Origin of the sequence: Brevundimonas sp. NPDC090276 (assembly GCF_044772165.1) — a bacterium.
In the GTDB taxonomy this organism is placed as follows: Bacteria; Pseudomonadota; Alphaproteobacteria; order Caulobacterales; family Caulobacteraceae; genus Brevundimonas.
This window is the reverse complement of sequence record NZ_JBIVYK010000003.1, coordinates 80,699-101,006: the sequence shown is the minus strand read 5'-3', so window position 1 is coordinate 101,006 and position 20,308 is coordinate 80,699. Positions and strand designations below refer to the sequence as shown.

The window sequence follows — 20,308 nt, the reverse complement described above, 5'->3', positions numbered from 1 at the left end:
TTCGCTCCCGTCAGGATGCCAGAGCTTGGTGGCCGGTGGTGCATCTGCCAGCCGACAAGCACGCCAGCCGACAGCCCGGCCTCGCGCTCGGTGGCAGGCACGCTCTTGGTCGGGCGTCTGGGGCGGTGGCTCAGCGAGGCCCTTAGTGTGCCAAGACCATGCCATGCCATGGTTGAAGAGGCCCCCCCTCAAGAGACCCAGAGGGACCCCCCACGGGGGGTAGCTCCACCGTCACCACGTATATATGCCACTTCGGATTAGTGACCCAAAAAGCGATCCCCCTACCCGAGGGCGTTAAATGCCGCCTCCCGCCTGGGCTGAACGCCCCAACGCTTCCGCTCCTCTGTGAGGCGCGCTTCCACAGCCTCCTCAAGGGTGGCGAAGTGGCCGAGTATTTCGCGCTCGATGTAGGCGGCGAACAATCCGAAGCGGTGGTCGTAGGCCACCCCCAGGTGTCCCAGGCGATTGGTCTTGGATGGCCCCCGGTTTCGGCTGTTCTCCCGCTGCGTGACGACCCGAAGGTTGTCCTTACGGTTGTCGAGGGGGTTACCGTTCTTGTGGTCCACAACGAGGCCCTGGGCGGGGTGCATGAGCTGGCGATGCATAGCTATGCTCGCCCCCATCACGGACCGGCGGGCGTAGCCCGTGGAGGCAGACCATGAGTGCTGAGACAGCAGGTCATAGTCTTCATCATCGACGAGAACATCTTTCCCGTCGGTGGTCTTGATTATCAGATTGGTTTCTTCCGATGGGTCGGCAGCAGAATGAACCTTGAAAGGGTCTTCTGCTGCCGATGGCGTTTGGCCGCGCTGCTGGCTGCGGTAGCGGTTACAGCTTGGCGAAGAAGCCACGCACCTCCTCAAGATCATCCTCTTGGAGGCCGTAGCGGTGACCACGAGCCCAGAAGGCTTGGTCGGCGTCCCAGCCCTTCTCCTTCGCCACCTTCTTGAGGCGGGCGGGGCCGATCCGCTTGGCGGTGTCGGCCATGAAGAGGGGACTGTCGGGGTTGAACGCGGCCTTCTTGCCGCCCTCCCGGTAGTCCGAGACCACGCCCTTGAAGAGGGTGATCCGGCGGTCGGGGGAGGCGGCGAGGTATTCAGGGGAGGCGATCAGCTCCCGCAGCGCGCCTTCCATGTTCAGGCCGTTCCGGGTCCAGAGCTGGCCCTGGATTTCGATGAGCCGGTTATGCTCATCCGCCGTGAGGCGCTGGCCGTCGAGATTGGCAGGCGAGGGGTTGATGGTCATGCCCCCCGTCGGCTGGTTCGTGAGGAAGTGCAGCTCGACCTCCAGCGGGTCCGTCTTAGGACGGCTGGTCTTCGCGGCCTGGAACACCCCGGTCTCCCCCGGTTGGCGGAGAACAGGACGGCCCATGAAGTCCCGCTTGGCCGCCAGCGTTTCGCTGAGGTTCGGCAGGTAGGCCTTGATCTGCTCCATGAAGGTCCGCGCGTCGCGGACGACCGGGTCCCCCTCCTGGGCCAAGCGGCGCAGGAACGAGGAGGCCGGAATAGCCCGGCCCAGGAAAATCCCCGCAGCCGCCTTGGCGGTGTCACGGGCCGTCTGGTTTGGGTCGTCCGAGGCGAAAGAGCCGCCCTCAACCATCTTCATGAAGTCGGACAGGCCGGTCATGAAGGACTTGTTGAGGATGTTGTTTCGGACCACGACAGCCAGCGCCCCCATGATGGAGAACTCCTGGTCGTCGGTGAGGTCCTTGACGCGCAGCAGGTGACCGTAGTCGGCCACGACGCCCAGCAGCTCAGCGACCGGCGAGAAGCCGGTGTATTGAACCCAGACCCCGCCTGGGAGTCTGATGGAGTAGGGCAGGACGCCCGCATACTCGGGACCTTCGGGGACCTCTTGGCCCACCAGCCCCCCAGAGGACCACCAGTTCCACATCACGGCCATAGCCCCCGCACCGACGACCTGCCGGGCGATGACCATTTCGGCCGCCGCGCCGCCACCCTTGAGGGCTTCCTCCTCGCCCCTGAGGGCGTCGAAGAAGGCCTTGTGGCGGGCACGGCCCACCGGGGATAGGGCCTCAAGCCCCACAATGACCCCGCCAGTCACCGGGTTGTAGTCCCGGAAGGCCGCCACGAGGAGCTGGGTGGGCGTGCGGACGAAGTTGGCCGCGAAGTGCTTTACGAGGGGCAGCTTTCGCAGGACCCCCTCCAAGCTCTCGATCAACTCGCCCGACTGCTGGAACGCCACGAGCTGGGCGTGTTCCACCGCGAGCTGCCGGGTGTCGAGCGCGGCCAGAACCTGCTGGTGCCCGAACTCGTCGGACCCCGGCGCATACTGGCCGTCCATACCCACCTCGCCGCGCCCGTAGGCGGAGCGGGCCATGGCGATGGCCTCGGCGGTCGGCTCCTCAATGATCCCCCTGCGGGTCTCCTCGAAGACCTTGCGGGCTCCCTTGCCGCCACCGGCCTTGGCCGATTGCTCGGAGGCGCGGCGTAGGGCCAGGGCGTGCAGCTCACCACGACGCGCGAGCGCCTTGTTGAACTCGTCCGCTGCGACCGAGGGCCGAAAGCCCAGGGTGCGGATGGTCTCGAAGTAGAGGACCCCGGCCATGTCGCCCAGGTCCTTGAGGCCGACCCCGTTGCGGAGCCAGCCCTGGAGCCTCTCTCGCGAGAAGGCGAACGGCACTTGACCGCCCTGGTCGTCGATGAAGGTGCCTCGGCCGTCCACGACGGGAGCGCCCTTGATGAACCCCTTGAGGCCCAGGCGGAACGCTTCGCCGAGCGCGTTGAAGTTGCCCTCCATGTAGGCGAGCGTCTCACGCACATCGACCGAGGAGCCGCGCTTCTCGCCCAGCATGGCCCGGCGGATCGGCCCCACGAGACCTCCAGCGACCAAGCGGGAGCTGAGGTCGAACATGGCGTGGGTCGGGGAGCCCACCATGTTCTTGACGTGGGTGGGGATGCCGGACAGCAGATTGCCGACGGCGGCGTAACCGACGTAGTCCCAGAAGCCCATCTTCCGCATCTTGCGGAGGGTGGAGTTGAACTTCGCCGGGCCGCCCTTGGCGTGGGCGTCCAGAAGATCGTCCACCACCTTGGCGATGCCAGCGGCGTCACCCAGGCCGTCGGTGCCCTTGGTCCCCATAGCGGCGTTCAGCTCGTCGAAGGCGGCCTGGAGGTCGTTCACGATGGTGCCGGGCTTGGTCCGCATCTGGCGGGCCTGTAGGGCGCGGCCGATCTCGTTGGAGATCGAGGCGTCCATGGCCCCCAGCACGGCGGTGCGCTGCACCAGCTCGGCCAGCTCGCGCACGTCGCCAGCGTTGACGCCGCTGTTCAGCTTGGCGCGGATGTCCTTCATCTTGCCGACCGCGTCGTCCACCGAGGCGGCGAAGAGGTCCTGCGAGACGTGGACCTTCCAGGCCAGCCCGCCCTCGCCAGTGATGTCGGCGTGGGTCTTGATGATGTCCGAGTAGGCCGCTCCCATCTGCTTCGCCTTGGCCCGCGTCTGAGCGTGGGTCTGGACCTTCACCCCGGCCCCCTTGTGGAGGTCGGCGAAGATCGTGGCGAAGGCGTTGGTCAGGCCCAGCAGCTCCTCGGGCTTCGAGTTGAAGCTGTCCCAGTCCACCCAGTCCTTGTTGATGAACCGGGCGTCGTCCGCCGGGTCCACGCCCTCGTCGATCAGACGGACGAAGGACTCGACGTGTTCGGGCTTGATGAACCGCTTGAGCTTGTCGAGATGCTCGACGGCCCGCTGGGCTCGCTCAGGGGACCGGCGCTTGCCCCAGTCCACGTCGTCCCAGCCGCCCGTGCCGTCACCCGGAGGGGGTCCTGCGGGCTCTGTGGGGTTGGCGGGGAGGTTGTCGCGGGGCGGAGGCGCAACGCCCTCACCGCCGCCCTCCTGGGGCTTCCTGGGGGCCTCGCCGGCGATCCGCTCAGGAACCGCCGGGGGTGCCTGGTTTGCACGCCAGATGCGGTTACCTTCGACATAGTCGCCGGGACGAACGCCGCCCTCGACTTGGTCGATGGGGGAACCGCCGCCACGCAGAGTAATCTGCTCGCCGGTCTCCGGGTGGGTGACCACGCGGACGTTGTCATTGGATGGGCGGAGGTCCGGGATCGCCGCGACCTCACGCTCGCTCAGGGCGGGCAGGGCGAGGTCGTCGTAGGCGTCCAGCTCGGCGGCCATGTCGGCCTCCCGGCTGCGGAACAGCCGGTCCGAGACGCGCTTCGCCCCCGCGCCCAGCAGGTCCCCCACGAGGGAGAACCCGCCACCGGCAGCGGCCGACATGAACAGGCGGCTCTCGGAGAAGTCCTCCTGGGTCCCCACGTCCGTCGCGGCGTCCTGGGCGACCCAGTCGGCCGCCCCGGCCAGGGCCGATTGCGACAGCGTGCGGGCCAGGATGGTCCGACCGCCGGAGATGTAGGAGACGGGGTCCATGGCGGAGCCCACCAGGGTCCCGGCGAGGGCCGACAGGCCGTGCGCGGCGAAGCCGAGGTAGTCGCCCTCGCGGGCGTAGGAGACGAAGCTGTCGCCGTTGGCGTTGACCCGCTCGAAGTCCTCCCGGCGCTGGCGCTCGTTAGCCTCGTCGGCCTTGGCGTCAGCCAGGGTGGCCTCGGGCTGGAGGGCGACGCCCAGGGAACCCACGGCACGCCCGTAGGAGCGCACGGGGTTCCCGAAGTTGAACACGTCGCGCAGATCGCCGTGCTTGCCGTCGCGGCGGTCGATCTCCTCCATCGTCAGCTCACCGGCCGCGAGCTGGGCACCCTCCAGGCGACCCGCGCGGTAGCTCTCGGCGATGGCCGAGGTGCGGAACACGTCCTCCGCGTCCTGCGTGAAGCGGGACCATAGGGACCTGCGGGGAGCCGCAGAGGCGGCCACGGCGCTGTTCGCGATGGCCTTCTGTTCGGGCGACTTACCGTAGTGCCGGTCGAGGGTGGTCTTGATGACAGAGGTCTGTGTCTCTGCCGGGAAGACGTGTTCGACCCCGTCGGGGCCGGTCACGATGATGTCGGTCATGATGTCGCTCGAAAGGTTGGAGGAAGCCTCCACGGCCGTGCTTGGGCTGGGGACTGGAGACCCGCTGCGGGGAGAGGGCGAGGACAGCGCCGTGGCGACTGACCAAGGGTGGTCCCTATTGCGGGCGACAGGGGCGGCGGTGACCTATGTCTCGGCCAGCGGGCAGGCCTAGATGACCTCGTGTCACTTTGGTCGTCTCGCCGGGCTCCAGGGGCGTCTCGCCGGGCGTTCCCGGCGGCGTCGGCTTAGAGGAACGTCAGGGCCGCACCGATGGCGGCGGAGGTGGCGGGCAGGGCGTAGAGGCGCTTGACCGCATAGGCCCGGAAGAACCGCTCGGGCTCCGGTAGGGACCTCGCCAGGATCGCGGCCAGGGCCTGGGTGATGGGCGACAGGGCGTCCCGCAGGGCCTCAGCGGTCGCCAGGGCGACGGCCTCAGCGATGTCCATGGGCAGCGGCATGGACTCCCGGCCGTGGTCGGCCAGGGCATACTTGCCGGTCTTGCGGATGGACGGCAGGACCTCCTGGGTCACCCAGTTCTGGAAGACGACGGCCTCGGCTTTGTCCGACCGCAGGATGAGCTTGTAGAGGCCGGACTCTGCCACCACGGCCAGCGGCGTGTTCGCGCGGAGGCCTCCCCGGCCTCTTGTGCCCAAATCAGGCCCAAAGGTCCCGGCGGGAAGTGTGCTGCGCTCCGTGTGGTTCAGCTTCACAAGATGCTGCGTAGCCCCTTGGGTCAGATTCAGGCCCAAAGCCGCACACACGTCTTTGGCGACGAACCAGGGCTCGCCGTCGATCAGGGTGGTTCGGATGTTCACGGGGTCCGCGTCGGGGCGGGAGAAGGCGAAGATGGTGGTGTCGTCGCCACGGGCGGTGAACTTCTCGGGCTTACCCCCGATCCGATTGGGGGTAGCTACCGTCCGTCGCTGCTTCTCCTCGGCCCTCAGTCTGGAGAGGTGTCGATTGACGCCGCGTCAGGTCCAATGCCCGGGCCACTCCGGCAAACAGAGCGCGGTAGTCGTCGTCAGAGACGACCTTTACGACTTTGACGTTAGGCGGGAACCCGCCAATCCGATTGGTGGATAGGGGGCGAGCGAAGGCGAAGATGGTGGTGTCGGTGAGTTAGACCAGCCATCCACCAACGGTTAGGAGGACCCAGAGCCACAAGGCGCAGAACGCCAGCGCAGGGATCGCCCGGATAGCCCAATGGACCGCCCGATGGACCACCTTGGCGACACGGTCGGCCAGCCACAGTCCGGCCTTGTCGGCGACGGCGTAGGGCAGGTCTATGTAGTCCATGAATGAGCGTTTGGCGGGAGGTGGCGGAGTCATCGTTCTCGATATGCCCGCGCTCTTCGGGACGCGCAACGGGGCCAGGGATGAGATGGCGGGGTCTTGCGTGTCGATGGGGAGAGGGCTCGCCCACCTCACGCACAGGCTCCATGAGGACACCCTGAGGGTTCCCTGAGGGTATCCTAAGGAGGCGTCGTTCCTCCGCCCCAAGGGTGGTCCTTTATTTTAAGTTGTATTTACCGACCGCTTTTCTCTTGGGTTGAGGCGGTGGTGTGCGCGACCGTTCGGAGGTTCAATAGCCGCGCTGTTCAATCTCAGCGGCGGCGTTCTGCACCGCCTCTGCATAGGCCTCGCAGCCCTCGACAAACGATGCGCTCCGCCCGCCGCAATCGCTGGGATCGTGGATTTCATTCTCCTGCGCCCATTCGACCCCGGCTTCGTGGCCGGAGCAATCATCGGTGCATCCGTATGGGCTCCCGAGGTCGTCGTAGGTCATCCCCGCGTGCTCCGCCACGGCGCGTTCCAGAGCCTCGTCGGTTGAGATCGCCGAACCCTCTGTCTCCTGTTCATCATCGCGACCTGCCCAGGCCCCCACGGTGTCGGCGTCATCCTGCCAAGCCGCATCAGAGCGATCTGACGGTCTGTCGCCACATCCACACAGGATCATCAACAGTCCTAGGGCTAGCCCCAGTCGATGGGGCGCTACGGCGCTGGCCCGTGGTCGGGGATGCTCAACAAGCAGCGCCATCAGTTTCCCCTCTCAGGGCCGGTGATTTGAGGCAGGACAAACGGCGCGTAGGAGACCTTGACCAGTTCGCGCCGAAGGAGCGACACGCGGCTCTTGTCGCCGTATCGGGTGGCAACCCCCTGAGTGGTCCAGCCGCCCAGCATATCGGCGACCTCGCCTGGGATCGCTGCGTCCCGGCAGGCGTCGCGGAAGCCGTGCCGGAAGCTGTGAAATGGCGTGGCGGGATCGCCGACGCCCACGTCTTGGCGGAACTCCCCGAACCACTTGGAAAGATAGTGCGAGGCTTTGCCGTCAGGTCCCGGCGGCAGCGACGGGAAGGCGAGGACAGCGTCGTCGGGGAGTGACGCGACATAGGCCATCATGCCCGCCTCCAAGACGGCAGAATGGATCGGCACGGTGCGTTCGCTCGCTGCGGTCTTCAACTTACGGCCCTCGACGCGACGCCCGGTCTCGTCGAACTCGGTGAAGCGCATACATTGGACCCCGTCGATCATAACGAGGTCTGCCCTCCGCAGGGCGGCCAGTTCACCAGCGCGAGCACCGCTGTAGAGGGCCAGGGCCGGTATCCAGAAGCGCCAGGGCTGGTCGCCGAGCGCCAGAGGCGCGAGGGCCTGGAATAGGCGCTGTAGCTCCTCGGTGGTGAAGCCGCGCCGCTTGACGTTTGGGCTCGCCGACAGCGCCATGCCCTGCGCCGGGTTACGATCTAGAAGGTCCTCGCCCACCGCCCAGTTGAAAACAGCCGCAAGGTTTTGGAGGTAGGTGTTGACGGTGGTCGGGGCGATCCGCTCGCCGCCGTCTTCGTCGGCCCTGTCGGCCGCTTCGGCGAGGGTCAGGCCGGGGTAGCGGCGGGTGGCGAACTTTGGGACGCGCTGGAGTAGGTTGCGGACCTCGCGGATGTCGGCTCGCGTGACGGCGCGGATGGATGTTTCGGGCCGCAGGACCTCCTCAAGGGCGGAGAAGATGTGGGAATACTTCCGCTCAGTGGACTCCTCCCCATGCCGCGCCACACGCTCAGCTTTGAAGGCGGCGATCAGTTCCGCCACTTTCATGCCGTCCGGCTGGGGCGGAGCGTGGGCCGCCATGACAGGGGCGGCGACCTCGACCACCTCGCCGCCCAGTCGCCGCTCCATCAGTTCGACGAGGCGGACGCGAGCTTTCAGTAGCGCCAGGGCAAGCTGGTTTCGGCTGGGGTCGCCTACAGGATACCAGAGGCCCGCTTTCGCAAGCGTCTCGGCGCTCTCTGGGACCACGGCGGCGGTGTCGAGGGTCGCCAAGGCCCTGCGGAAGTCAGTTGCTTGCTCCTCCAGCCAGAGGGCGGCGTTGTGGGCTCCCTCGGGATGGCCGATGCGGAAAGCCTCGTCCCACTCCAGCACGTCGGTGAGCCAGCCTTGGGCGAGCCTTTCAGCCTCCGGTTTAGACAGGGGAGGTGAGACCCTGCCCGCGTTGCGGGCGCGCACGGCAGCGACCTGCTGGTCTGTGGAGACGCTCCGAAGGCGGGCTCGGCGCTTGGCCTCGTCAAAATCCTTGGTGCCGAGGCTGATCCGCCACTGGGTCTCCCCCAGGGCCTGGGCGACATCCTTGGGGACCCGGCGGCGGAACCAATAGACGGCCCCGCGTCGGTAGAGGTGGTTGCATCCAGGCACGGCTTCCATTCCCGTCTGGTGACACAGTCTTGTGTCACAGTCCATGGTCGTGAAAGGCCGAAAAGACTGGGAAATCCCGCTATCACTGGCTCCCGAGGGGGTGTGGTAGGCCCGGAGGGACTCGAACCCCCAACCAGACCGTTATGAGCGGTCGGCTCTAACCATTGAGCTACAGGCCCCCGAAGCAGGGACGACGTGCCTAGCAGGGGATGCGCCCGCTGCAAAGCCGCCTCGGACCTGTCGTGCTTTTCATGCCGATGAACGGAACCTGCATGGGGGTCTTTTGCGTTCGTTCAGCTTGAAACGGCCAAGGTAGGGTCGTGGCTGGCGAACGCGCCTGGCCGATGGATTTCGACGGAGACGATGATGACCCGCACCGCACGCGCCCTGATGCTGGGCACGGCCCTGATGACCCTGGCGGTTCCCGCCGTCGCCTCCGCCCAGGCTACGGGCGCTTCCCCGATGCAGATGCACGCCATGGCGCAACAACCCGCCCTCAACCTGTCCGCCTATGGCGAGGTCAAGGTCGCCCCGGATCAGGCGACGATCAACTTCGGCGTCGTCACCGAGGCCGCCACGGCCCAGGAGGCCATGACCCAGAACGTCCAGCAGATGACCCGCGTCGTCGCCGCCCTGCGTCGCGCCGGGATCGCTGAACGCGACATCCAGACCTCGGGGCTGAACCTGTCGGCGCAGTACGACTATCAGCAGAACCAGCCGCCCAAGCTGCGCGGCTATCAGGCGACGAACCGCGTCACCGTCGTCATCAACGATCTGACCAAGGTCGGCACGACCGCCGACGCCGTGGTCGCGGCGGGCGTCAACCAGATCGACGGCATCGCCTTCGGCTTGAAGGACGCCAAGGCCGCCGAGGATCAGGCGCGCCAGTTGGCCGTGCGCGCCCTGCAGGACAAGGCGCGGCTCTACGCCCAGGCCCTGGGCGTGCAACTGGGCGGGGTTCGCACCCTGACCGAGGGCGGCGGCTATATGCCCGAACCGCCGCGTCCGATGTACGCCCGCGCCATGGCCATGGACGCCGGTAACGCCTCGACCCCGGTGTCGGCGGGTGAACTGACCGTCCGCATCGACATCAGCGGGACCTACGACATCGGCCGCTGATCGGCCGGTTCGAAGTTGAGGGGAGGGCCTGCCGGCGACGGCGGGCCCTTTTCGCGTTTCATTGCCGCGCCTTCATTTGACGCTTGCCGCTCGGGCTTTATGCTCGCGGCAGGCCGCGCGTGGCCACTGACGGGACGGCCGCCTTTTTCATGAAACAGTTCTTCCTGACCATGCTCGGCGTTTTTGCCGGGCTCGTGGCCTTCTTCATCGTCCTGCCGATCGCGGCCCTGCTGTTCTTCGCCGCGGCGGCCGGCGCCTCCAAACCTTCGACGCCCGCCCATACGGTGCTGGAGCTGGACCTGCGTGAGGGTCTGACCGACCAGCAGCCGACCAATCCGTTTGCGGCTTTTGGCGGTTCGGGGCTGTCGGTGGTCCACATCGTCGACACACTGGCCCAAGCCGAGAAGGACGACAGCGTCAAGGTTCTGCTGGTGCGTGCGCCAGAGGCGGGCATGAACCCCGCCGCCGCCGATGAGGTGCGTCAGGCGATCCACCGCTTCCGCGCCTCGGGCAAGACGGTCATCGCTCACAGCCAGGGCTTCATGCCCGTCGGCGCGGTGGTGTCCAGCTATATGGTTGCGTCCAGCGCCGATCAGCTATGGATGCAGAACACCGCAAACTTCCAGGCGACGGGTCTGGCCAGCGATAGCCTGTTCCTGGGTCGCGCCTTCCAGAAGTACGGCGTGCAGCCCGAGTTCGAGCAGCGCTACGAGTACAAGAACGCCGTCAACGAATACACGCAGAGCGACTATACCGGTCCGCACCGCGAGGCGATGGTCGCCTGGATGACCTCCATCTACGACAGCGCCCTGGCCAACGTGGCGCGCGACCGCAAGACCACGTTCGAGGCGCTGAAGGCGACCATCGAGGCCGGTCCCTATTCGGCCGAACAGGCCCTGTCGCTGAAGCTGGTCGACAAGATCGGTCAGGTCGAGGACGCCGAAGCCGCCGCCAAGGCCAAGGCCGGCAAGGACGCCAGGATCATCAAGTTCGGCGACTACGCCTCGATGCAGGGCGCGCGCACCGGCTCGGGCAAGTCGGCCATCGCCATCGTCGGCGGCGAGGGCGCCATCATGACCGGGCGCGGCCAGAGCGCCTCGCCCTTTGGTTCGGGCTCGGACATTCGTTCGGACGATACCGCCAAGGCCATCTATGAGGCGATCGAGGACAAGGCCGTGAAGGCCATCGTCTTCCGCGTCTCCTCGCCGGGCGGCTCGCCCGAAGCCTCGGAGCAGATCCTGGCCGCCGTGCGCGCGGCCAAGGCGGCGGGCAAGCCGGTGGTCGTGTCCATGGGCGCCTATGCGGCCTCGGGCGGCTACTGGATCAGTTCGGAAGCCGACTGGATCGTGGCCCAGCCCTCGACCCTGACCGGCTCCATCGGCGTCTTCGGCGGCAAGTTCGTGCTGGCCGACGCCCTGGGCCGCTTCGGCCTGGACATGCGCGGCCTGTCGGTCGGCGGCGACTACGCCGACGCCTTCTCTCCGGTGCAGGGCTTCGATCAGGGCCAGCGCGCCGCCTTCGCCGCCTCGATGGATCGGGTCTATGAAGAGTTCGTGGCCCGCGTCTCGACGGGCCGCAAGCTGCCGGTCGAGCGGGTGCGCGAGATCGCCAAGGGCCGGGTCTGGACCGGAGCTCAAGCCAAGGAACTGGGCCTGGTCGATGAACTGGGCGGCCTGAACGAAGCCATCATCAAGGCCCGCAAGCTGGCCAACATCCCCACCAGCGAGTCGGTGCGCTTCAAGCGCTTCCCGACTCCGCAGTCGCCGTGGGAGGCCTTGGCCTCGGCCTTCGGCGCCTCCGGTCAGGCCGCCAAGGCCCTGGTCTCGGTGGGCCAGGTCATGGGCGATCCAGCGGCCCAGGCCATGTTGAACCGGGTCGAGGCCGAGCGCCTGCGCAGCCGCGGGGCGGTGGTGCTGGCTGACCAGCCGGCATTTTGATGGCCTCAATCGCAAAAAGACCCTGACTGATGCGTGATGTCGCAGTCCATTGACCGTTCAGGTCGATGGACCGACATTGGGTTTCAGGCGTTCCTTCATCGGCGCGCCGCGAAAGGCAGTTCCATGATCCAGTCCGACCCCTTTGTTCAGATCGGCTTCAACGCCCGGCGCCGCACCGGCGGCGGTCTGCTGGCGCCCTTCGTCTGGCTCGGCGGACTGGTGGCGACGGCCCTGGCCCTGACGGTGGGCGCGGTTCTGGCCGTGCTGACCGCTGCGGCTGTCGCGGTGATCGCCCTGATCGCCGGGGTGGTGGTCTTCTTCGCCGGCTTCGCCTTCCGCGCCCGTCGCGCCCGCGCCGCTCGCGCCCGTCAGGACGAGGGCGTGATCGACGCCCAGAAGGTCGGCGACACCTGGGTCGCCTACGGCTGGGAACGCGAAGGGCGCTGATCGGGCGTCATGCCGAGCTTCATCGACGCCCCGTCTCCCAATTTCAACGCCCGGCGGGGCCCGCCGGACATGCTGGTGCTGCACTATACCGGCATGAGGACGGCTGACGAAGCCGTCGCCCGTCTGCGCGATCCGACCGCCGAGGTCTCGGCCCACTATGTGGTGAATGAGAACGGCGTGATCCTGCGGCTGGTGCCGGAAGAGCGCCGCGCCTGGCATGCCGGTCGCGGCGCCTGGCAGGGCGAGACTGACGTCAACGCCGCCTCCATCGGCGTCGAGATCGTCAATCCGGGTCACGAGTTCGGCTATCGGGCCTTTCCCGAGGCGCAGATCGCTGCGGTGATCGACCTGGTCGCCGACATCCGCTCGCGCTGGACCATCCCCGACGCCCGCATCATCGGCCATTCCGACACCGCCCCTGAGCGCAAGCAGGATCCGGGCGAGCTCTTCCCTTGGCGGCGTCTGGCCGAGGCCGGGCATGGCCTGTGGTTCGATCCCGCCCCCGAACGCGTCGCGGCCCTGGGCGCCGACCTGTCGCCGGGCGACGAGGGGCTGGGCGTCATCGTCCTGCGCTCGGGCCTGCACCGGCTGGGCTATGGGTTGAAGCCGGGCGGCGACTACGACGACGAAACCCGCCTGACCGTCGAGGCCTTCCAGCGCCACTGGCGGCCCGACCGTATCGACGGCGTCGCCGACGGCGAGACCCGCGCCCGCCTGGTCGGCCTGCTTCAGTTGGCCTCGGCCGGCAGCGTCACCGGCGTTCTGGATTGACGCGCGGCGCGTTCGCGCGCACTTAGCCCTCGCCAGACGGCCGGGCGGTCGCGGCGAGAGCTTGCTCTTGTCGAGGAAAGTCCGGGCTCCACGGTGAAGAGGCGGCGGGTAACTCCCGCCCGGGGTGACCCGAGGGATAGCGCCACAGAAAGCAAACCGCCTGGGCTCCGGCCCGGGGAAGGGTGAAAGGGTGGGGTAAGAGCCCACCGCGTCGGCGGCAACGTCGGCGGCATGGCAAGCCCCGCCTGGAGCAAGACCGAATAGGGACGTCGCGCGGTTTCGGCCGCAGGGTTCACCGCCCGAGGCGTCCGGGTAGGTCGCGAGAACCGCTCAGCAATGGGCGGTCCAGAGGAATGATCGTCGCCGCCTTCGGGCGGAACAGAACCCGGCTTACAGGCCGTCTGGCGTTTTTACTGAGGCCTACCGGCCTTCGGCCTACTTGAGGCCGTTTTCAGCACCTTTCTGACGCCGTCATCCTCGGGCTTGCCTCGGGGATCGATCGTGGATGCGTGCTTGTCGCTGGCAATGTCTCGCAGGATTGACGGTCGAGGGCAGGGCGCGGCCTCGCATTAACCCCTGCGTTGAAAACGTGGCGGAAAAAGCGGTCCACAGGCTGTGAATACTCTTGTTGTTGCTTGTATGTTCTCGTTCTCGACTGTGTGAACCGTTCGGCGAACGGTAAATTTGGTTAAAGGGTGTCAACTAATCCCATTGAGGCCCATCTGATCCCATGCTATCCCACAACCTCATGAGTAGGGGCTGTCGCCCGACGCGTGGTGTCATCAACGGATTTCAGGGACGGGCCGAGGGGCTCGATTGGGGCAGGGCGTGTTTCTCTCGACCTACGAGAAGCAGCTGGACGGCAAGCGCCGTCTCTTGATCCCCCAGGAATTCCGCACGGCTGAAAACGGCGCCGAGCACGGCGTCTTCTGCTTCCCCTCCATCGAGGCCGACTGCCTGGAAGCGGGCGGCGACAAGCTGTTCGCCGAATACCGCGCCGTCATCGAAAGCCTGCCCTTCGGCGATCCCTACCGCTCGGCGCTGGAGGCCTCGATCTTCGGCGAGCAGAAGCCGCTGTCCTATGACTCGGCCGGCCGCATCACCCTGCCGGAGCACCTGTGCGCCGAGGTCGACCTGTCGGACACGGTCGTCATCTACGGTGTCGGCGAGCGCTTCCAGATCTGGAACAAGGACAAGTGGGCCGCGCACCGCGCCGAGCAGCGCCGCATGGCGCGCGAAGGCCTGAAGCAGTTCGGCGAGATGCGTCGCCAGGCTGCCGTCGCCAAGACCGGAGGCGCGGCATGACGTCTCCGCACGCCCCCGTTCTTCTGGCTGAAGTCCTTGAGGCCCTGAACCCGCAGCCCGGCGACGTCATCATCGACGCCACCTTCGGCGCCGGCGGCTATACCCGCGCCATCCTCGAGCGCGGCGCCCAGGTCATCGGTCTGGACCGCGACCCGACCGTCCAGCCGCACGCCGATGCGGTCGCCGCCGCCTGGCCGGGTCAGTTCCAACTGATCCGCACGCCCTTCTCGGGTCTGGTCGAAGCCTTCGCCGAGAGCGGCAAGGCCCAACTGAACGGTGCCGTCTTCGATATCGGCGTTTCGTCGATGCAGTTGGATCAGGCCGAGCGCGGCTTCTCCTTCATGCGCGACGGCCCGCTGGACATGCGCATGGGTGATACGGGGCCGACCGCCGCCGACATCGTCAACACCTGGGATCACGGGCCTCTGGCCCACATCTTCAAGCAGTACGGCGATGAGCGTCAGTCGGGCCGCGTCGCCACCGCCATCCTGCGCCGCCGCATCGAGCAGCCCTTCAGCCGCACCCTGGATCTCGCCGAGGTGGTCGAAAAGGCTCTGGGCGGTCGTCGCGGTGCGGCCATCCATCCGGCGACCCGCGTCTTCCAGGCTCTCCGCATCGCCGTCAACGACGAGCTGGGCCAACTGGAGCGTGGTCTGGAAGCAGCCGAAGCCACGCTGGCGCCGGGCGGCCGTCTGGTCGTCGTCACCTTCCACTCGCTGGAAGACCGCATCGTCAAAGCCTTCCTGACCGAGCGCACCGGCAATGCTCCGGGCGGTTCGCGCCATGCCCCGGTCGCGGTGGAGCTGCGCAAGCCCAGCTTCGACCTGATGTTCAAGGGCGCCAAGGAGGCGGGCGAGGCCGAACTGGCCGCCAACCCGCGCGCCCGGTCCGCCCGCCTGCGCGCCGCGATCCGCACCGAGGCTCCGGCCTGGGGCGCGATCGGAGGGAAGCGCGTATGATCGCCGTTCCCGTTCCGGTGAAGCGCCTGTTCGACTGGAAGGTCCGTGGCGTGCGCTGCGTCGAGATCATCGGCGTGGTCTGCGTCGCCGCCCTGGTCTTCTCGGTCTATATCGCCAAGGCCGCTGCTGCCCGCGAGAGCGCCGAAATCAGCCGTATCGAGAGCGAAATCCGCGAGAACCGCCAGCGGGTCCGCCTGCTGCGCGCCGAGGCGACCCGGCTGGAGCAGCCCGCGCGGCTGGAGGCCCTGTCGCGCGAGATCGGCCTCGGCCCCGTTGATGTCCGTCGTCAGGCGGTCGAGGCGGGTCTGCCTGCCATCGCCCCGCCGCCGGCCGTCGTCGCGGCGCCCGCGCCCGTGGCCGCCGCGCCTGTCGCTCAGGCCGCTGAACCCGTCGCCGGGGAGAGCCTGCATTGAGCGTGCATGATCACCACGGCATGGACTATCGTCGCCCCGCGCCGGGCCGCCCGCAGCCGCGCCCGCAAGGTCCGTCGGTGGGGCCTTCGGTCGGGGGGCTGTTCGCCGCCTGGGGCCGCTGGGTCGCCAACTGCGTCTGGTGGATGGAGCACTCGTTCGAGCGCGCCCGCGCCGACGGCCGTCCCGAAGAAGACACACGCGTCCGCATCTTCCTGATCCTGGCGGTCTTCTCGGTCGTCTTCGCCTGTCTGGCGCTGGGCGCGGCCCACGCCGCCCTGTTCGCGCCGCGCGGCGCGGCGGGCGCCGGTTTCAACGCTAACGCCCTGACGCGCGCCGATCTGGTGGATCGCAACGGCCAGCTTCTGGCCACCAACATCACCCACTACGGCCTCTATATCGACCCGCGCGAGATCTGGGATCCGGCCAGCGCCAAGGTCCAGCTGCGTCGCGCCCTGCCGCGCGTCTCGGCCCAGCGTCTGGATCGCGTGCTCAGCGGCGACCGCCGACTGCTGGTTCTGAACGGCCTGACCCCGTCCGAGCGCGGCGCCGTCCACGCCCTGGCCCTGGGCGGCGTCTCGTTCGAGCCCGAGGACCGCCGCGTCTATCCGCTGGGCACCTCGGCGGCGCACTTGATCGGCCGCGCCGACACGGGCGGCGAGGGCGTGTCGGGTTCGGAACTGGCCTTCAACCAGGAAATCCGCGCGGCGGGCGCCGCCGGCGAGGACTTCCAGCTGTCGATCGACCTGCGCGTTCAGGGTGTGGTCGAGAACGAACTGGCCGCCGCAGCTGAAGCCGCCGGGGCCAAGGGCGCCGTCGCCGTGGTCACCGATGTCCAGACCGGAGAGGTCCTGGCCATGGCCAGCTGGCCGACCTACGACGCCAACCGCCGCAACAGCGCCCCGGAAGAGGCCCTGCTGAACCGCGTCACCTCGGGCCACTATGAAATGGGCTCGGTGTTCAAGAGCTTCACCGTCGCCGCCGGCATCGACACCGGCCGGGCCGACATGAACACCCTGTTCGACGCCTCGCAGGCCCTGCAGATTGGCAAGCGCCGCATCAAGGACTTCCACGCCACCAACAAGGTGCTGACGTTGGAAGAAGTCTATCTGCACTCGTCCAACATCGGCACCTCGCGACTGGCCGTCGAAATGGGCGGCGACGTGATGCGGGACTACTTCCAGCGGCTGGGCCTGCTGGACGCGGCCCCGATCGAGCTGAAGGAATCGGCCCGCCCGTCGCGGGTGCGCAAGTGGGACGACAGCACCCTGGCCTCGCTATCCTTCGGCTATGGCATCATGGTCACGCCGATCCAGTATGTGGCCGCCTACGCCTCTCTGGCCAACGGCGGGCGCTATGTGCCCCTGACCCTGCGCAAGGGCGGCCTGCCAAACGCGCGCACCCGTCAGGTCGTCTCGCCCGAGACCTCGGCCACCATGCTGGACCTGATGCGCCGCAACGTGACGCGCGGCTCGGGCCGGTTCGCTGATGCGGCGGGCCTGCGGGTGGGCGGCAAGACCGGTTCGGCCAACAAGCTGGTCAACGGCCGCTATGACCCGACCCACGCCGTCGGCTCCTTCGCCGCCGTCTTCCCCGCCGACGGCCCGGTGACGGCCAAGCGCTATACGATCTTCGTTCTGGTCGACGAGCCGTCCTCCTATCCGCGCACCGGCGGCTATGTCGCCGCGCCCGCCGTCGGCAAGATCGCCGACCGCATCGCCCCCTTCCTGGGCGTCGAGCGCAAGGCCGACCGCTGGTCCACCGCGCTGGGCGAAAAAATCCCCGAGTTCCAGGACGTCGAGGGCGACGGTCGATGAGCGCCCTTCGCCTGTCCGAAATCCTGCGCCGCGACGTGAGCTCGGACCCCGAGATCACTGCCGTGACCGCCGACAGCCGCAAGGTCGTCCCTGGCGCCCTGTTCGTCGCCCTGCCGGGCGCGTCCGCCGATGGCCGCGCCTTCATTCCGCAAGCGCTGGCGAAAGGCGCCGCCGCCATCCTGGCCCCGGCCGACACCCCGGCGGGCGCCGCGCCCCTGCTGGTCGCCTCGGGCGACGTGCACCGCGCCTATGCGCTTGCCGCGCGCAGCTTCTACGGCGCCCAGCCCAAGACCTGCGTCGCCATCACCGGCACCAACGGCAAGACCTCGGTGGCCAACTTCTGCCGCCAGATCTGGGCCGGTCTGGGCCTGAAGTCGGCCAGCATGGGCACCCTCGGCGTCGTCGGTCAGAAGGGCGACAAGACCTACGCCCTGACCGGCCCCGGCCTGACCAGCCCCGACGCTGCCGACGCCGCCCGCCTGCTGGCTGAACTGGCCGCCAAGGAGGTGACCCACCTGGCGCTCGAAGCCTCGTCGCACGGCATCGAGCAGCGCCGTCTGGACGGCGTGGCCATTCGCGCCGCCGGCTTCACCAACCTGACCCAGGACCACCTCGACTATCACGGCACGATGGAGAGCTATCGCGCCGCCAAGCTGCGCCTGTTCGAGGCCCTGCTGCCGCGTGGCCGCACCGCCGTCCTGAACGCCGATTCCGACGCCTATTCGGCCTTCGCCTCGGCCTCGATCATGGCGGGTCTGGGCGTCATGGGCGTGGGCGAGCGCGGACGCGACCTGTCGCTGATCGCGCGCCGTGCGACGCCTGAAGGCCAGCGCCTGACCATCGACGCGCGCGGCCGCATCCACGACATCCTGCTGCCTCTGGCCGGCGCCTTCCAGGCCTCGAACGCCCTGGTCGCGGCGGGCCTGTGCATCGCGGGCGGCGAAGACCCTGACCGGGTCATCCCGGCGATGGAGTTCATCCGTGGCGCCCAAGGCCGTCTACAGCGCATCCCGGGCGAAGGCTCGCGCGGCGGCGAGGTCTATGTCGACTACGCGCACACCCCCGACGGTCTGGAAACGGTGCTCAATGCCCTGCGTCCCCATGCGACGGGCAAGCTGATCGTCGTCTTCGGCGCGGGCGGCGATCGCGACCGCGCCAAGCGGCCGATGATGGGCGAGATCGCCGGTCGTCTGGCCGACGTGGCCATCGTCACCGACGACAATCCGCGCTCGGAAGATCCCGCCGCCATCCGCGCCCAGGTCCGCGCCGGCTGCCCCGAAGCGCTGGAAATCGGCGACCGTCGCGAGGCCATCCGCCACGCCGTATCGCTGATGCGCGAAGGAGATGTGGTGGTGATCGCCGGAAAAGGGCATGAACAGGGACAGATCGTCGCCGGGGTCGTACATCCCTTCGACGACGCCACCGAAGCGACCGAAGCCCTGCGCGATCATGCCTGACACCCAAACGCCGCTCTGGACCGCCGAAGCCATCGCCTCGGCGACCGGCGGCCAGCTCCACGGACCCGACGCCGATGTCTCGGGCCTGACCTACAACAGCCGCGAAATCCAGCCCGGCGACCTTTTCCTGGCCCTGCACGGCGCCCGCGACGGGCATGAGTTCGCCGCCGCCGCCTTCGCCGCCGGGGCCACGGTGGCCTTGGTCGATCGCCCGGTCGAGGGCGGGCCCTACGTCCTGGTTCCCGACACCCTGAAGGGGTTGGAGGCCATGGGCGTCGCCGCCCGTGATCGCGCGCGCCTGCGCGGCGCCGTCACCGGCAGCGTCGGCAAGACCAGCGTGACCCAGGCGATCAAGGCCGGGCTCGATTTGGCTGGGTCCGCCCATGCCTCGATCAAGAGCTACAACAACCACATCGGTGTGCCGCTGACCCTGGCGCGAATGCCGCACGGCACCGACCGCGCCGTGTTCGAGATCGGCATGAACCACCCGGGCGAGATCGGGCCGCTGTCGGCCTTCGTCCGCCCGCACGCCGCCTGCGTCACCACGGTCGGCCCGGTCCACATCGAAGCCTTCGCCGATGGCGAGGCGGGCGTGGCGCGTGAAAAGGCCGCCATCTTCCAGGGTCTGGTCCCCGGCGGGATCGCCGTGGTCAACGCCGCCGACGCCCATGCCGACATCGTGCGTCAGGGCGCGCTGGGCACCGGGGCTGTCGTCCGCACCTTCGGCCATGACGCCGGCTGCGACGCGCGCCTTCTGGGCTTCACGCCCGACAGCGAGGGCGCGACGGTCGTCGCCGAACTGGACGGCCAGCGCATCGAATACCGCCTGGCCCAGTCGGGCGTGCACTGGGGCCTGAACAGCCTCTGCGTCATCCTGATGCTGCAGGCGCTGGACGTGTCGCTGGACACGGCGCTGCAGGCCCTGGCCGGGTTCCAGCCGCTGGCGGGACGCGGGCAGATGAAGACGGTCGCCATTCCCGGCGGCGATTTCACCCTGATCGACGAGAGCTACAACGCCAATCCGCTGTCGATGAAGGCGGGCTTCGTCAGCCTGGCCGCCAAGCCCGTGGGGCAGGGCGGTCGCCGCGTCGTCGTCCTGACCGACATGCTGGAACTGGGCCAGCACAGCCGCGCCCTGCACGAGGGCCTGGTCCCGGCCATCGAGGCGGCAGGTCTGGACGTGGTCCACGCCGCCGGACCGCAGATGCGCCAGCTTTACGACATCCTTCCGCCGTCGCTGCGGGGCCAATGGCGCGAAACCGCCGCCGAACTGGCCGCCGAGGCCGCCGCCCTGGTCCAGCCCGGCGACGTGGTCATGGTCAAGGGATCGAACGGGTCGCGCGCCTCGCTGGTCGCGGCGGCCTTGGGCAAGCTCACTTCTGAAGACGACAACCCCTCAAGCAGCGGCGCGCCGCGCGCGACGCGATAGGG

At 68.2% G+C, this 20,308-nt stretch carries 16 protein-coding genes, 1 tRNA gene and 1 other RNA gene; 11 read left to right on the top strand and 7 right to left on the bottom strand.

Annotated features, from left to right (window positions below):
- Nucleotides 1-281: 281 nt before the first annotated feature.
- The 7 genes from ACIQTU_RS12280 to ACIQTU_RS12250 form a co-directional block, all read right to left on the bottom strand.
- Nucleotides 282-851 (bottom strand): HNH endonuclease signature motif containing protein, encoded by a 570-nt coding sequence (locus ACIQTU_RS12280; RefSeq protein ID WP_400547374.1) that lies wholly within the window; start codon nt 849-851, stop codon nt 282-284.
- Entirely contained in the window at nt 829-4,974 is a 4,146-nt protein-coding gene (locus tag ACIQTU_RS12275; protein WP_400547372.1) for a hypothetical protein, read from the bottom strand. The genes ACIQTU_RS12280 and ACIQTU_RS12275 overlap by 23 nt, the downstream gene beginning before the upstream one ends.
- 245 nt (nt 4,975-5,219) lie before the next feature.
- Nucleotides 5,220-5,789 carry a Bro-N domain-containing protein gene (locus ACIQTU_RS12270; RefSeq protein ID WP_400547369.1) on the bottom strand — a complete coding sequence of 190 codons (570 nt, stop codon included), beginning with the start codon at nt 5,787-5,789 and terminating at the stop codon, nt 5,220-5,222.
- Between the two features lie 304 nt (nt 5,790-6,093).
- Nucleotides 6,094-6,270 carry a hypothetical protein gene (locus ACIQTU_RS12265; RefSeq protein ID WP_400547366.1) on the bottom strand — a complete coding sequence of 59 codons (177 nt, stop codon included), beginning with the start codon at nt 6,268-6,270 and terminating at the stop codon, nt 6,094-6,096.
- 286 nt (nt 6,271-6,556) lie between these two features.
- Complete coding sequence (locus tag ACIQTU_RS12260) at nt 6,557-6,760, bottom strand: hypothetical protein (RefSeq protein WP_400547363.1); 204 nt, start codon at nt 6,758-6,760, stop codon at nt 6,557-6,559.
- 251 nt (nt 6,761-7,011) lie between these two features.
- Nucleotides 7,012-8,664 carry a DUF6538 domain-containing protein gene (locus tag ACIQTU_RS12255; protein WP_400547360.1) on the bottom strand — a complete coding sequence of 551 codons (1,653 nt, stop codon included), beginning with the start codon at nt 8,662-8,664 and terminating at the stop codon, nt 7,012-7,014.
- Between the two features lie 94 nt (nt 8,665-8,758).
- Nucleotides 8,759-8,834, bottom strand: a tRNA-Ile gene (locus tag ACIQTU_RS12250).
- Nucleotides 8,835-9,021: 187 nt separating this feature from the next.
- On the opposite strand from ACIQTU_RS12250, the gene ACIQTU_RS12245 reads away from it, so the two are divergent.
- From ACIQTU_RS12245 to murF, 11 genes are all read left to right on the top strand, one after another.
- A complete protein-coding gene (locus ACIQTU_RS12245) occupies nt 9,022-9,774 on the top strand; it encodes an SIMPL domain-containing protein (RefSeq protein WP_400547357.1) in 753 nt (250 codons plus the stop codon).
- A 149-nt stretch (nt 9,775-9,923) separates the two neighbouring features.
- On the top strand, nt 9,924-11,711 hold the full coding sequence (sppA, locus tag ACIQTU_RS12240; RefSeq protein WP_400547354.1) for a signal peptide peptidase SppA: 1,788 nt from the start codon (nt 9,924-9,926) through the stop codon (nt 11,709-11,711).
- A gap of 123 nt (nt 11,712-11,834) precedes the next feature.
- Nucleotides 11,835-12,158 carry a hypothetical protein gene (locus tag ACIQTU_RS12235; protein ID WP_400547351.1) on the top strand — a complete coding sequence of 108 codons (324 nt, stop codon included), beginning with the start codon at nt 11,835-11,837 and terminating at the stop codon, nt 12,156-12,158.
- A 9-nt stretch (nt 12,159-12,167) separates the two neighbouring features.
- The gene (locus tag ACIQTU_RS12230) at nt 12,168-12,929 is read left to right on the top strand and encodes an N-acetylmuramoyl-L-alanine amidase (protein WP_400547348.1); all 762 of its coding nucleotides are present in this window, start codon (nt 12,168-12,170) and stop codon (nt 12,927-12,929) included.
- A gap of 32 nt (nt 12,930-12,961) precedes the next feature.
- Nucleotides 12,962-13,338: RNase P RNA component class A (rnpB, locus tag ACIQTU_RS12225), an RNA gene on the top strand.
- A 419-nt stretch (nt 13,339-13,757) separates the two neighbouring features.
- Nucleotides 13,758-14,234, top strand: coding sequence for a division/cell wall cluster transcriptional repressor MraZ (locus tag ACIQTU_RS12220; RefSeq protein WP_296176072.1), 477 nt, complete (start codon nt 13,758-13,760; stop codon nt 14,232-14,234).
- Nucleotides 14,231-15,193 carry a 16S rRNA (cytosine(1402)-N(4))-methyltransferase RsmH gene (gene rsmH / locus ACIQTU_RS12215; RefSeq protein WP_400547344.1) on the top strand — a complete coding sequence of 321 codons (963 nt, stop codon included), beginning with the start codon at nt 14,231-14,233 and terminating at the stop codon, nt 15,191-15,193. The genes ACIQTU_RS12220 and rsmH overlap by 4 nt, the downstream gene beginning before the upstream one ends.
- On the top strand, nt 15,190-15,606 hold the full coding sequence (locus ACIQTU_RS12210; RefSeq protein ID WP_400547341.1) for a cell division protein: 417 nt from the start codon (nt 15,190-15,192) through the stop codon (nt 15,604-15,606). The genes rsmH and ACIQTU_RS12210 overlap by 4 nt, the downstream gene beginning before the upstream one ends.
- A 20-nt stretch (nt 15,607-15,626) precedes the next feature.
- Nucleotides 15,627-17,420 (top strand): peptidoglycan D,D-transpeptidase FtsI family protein, encoded by a 1,794-nt coding sequence (locus tag ACIQTU_RS12205; RefSeq protein WP_400548964.1) that lies wholly within the window; start codon nt 15,627-15,629, stop codon nt 17,418-17,420.
- Entirely contained in the window at nt 17,417-18,877 is a 1,461-nt protein-coding gene (locus tag ACIQTU_RS12200; protein ID WP_400547338.1) for a UDP-N-acetylmuramoyl-L-alanyl-D-glutamate--2,6-diaminopimelate ligase, read from the top strand. Before ACIQTU_RS12205 ends, ACIQTU_RS12200 begins: the two co-directional genes overlap by 4 nt.
- Nucleotides 18,870-20,306, top strand: a complete 1,437-nt coding sequence (gene murF / locus ACIQTU_RS12195; RefSeq protein WP_400547335.1) for a UDP-N-acetylmuramoyl-tripeptide--D-alanyl-D-alanine ligase — start codon at nt 18,870-18,872, stop codon at nt 20,304-20,306. The genes ACIQTU_RS12200 and murF overlap by 8 nt, the downstream gene beginning before the upstream one ends.
- Nucleotides 20,307-20,308: the final 2 nt, after the last annotated feature.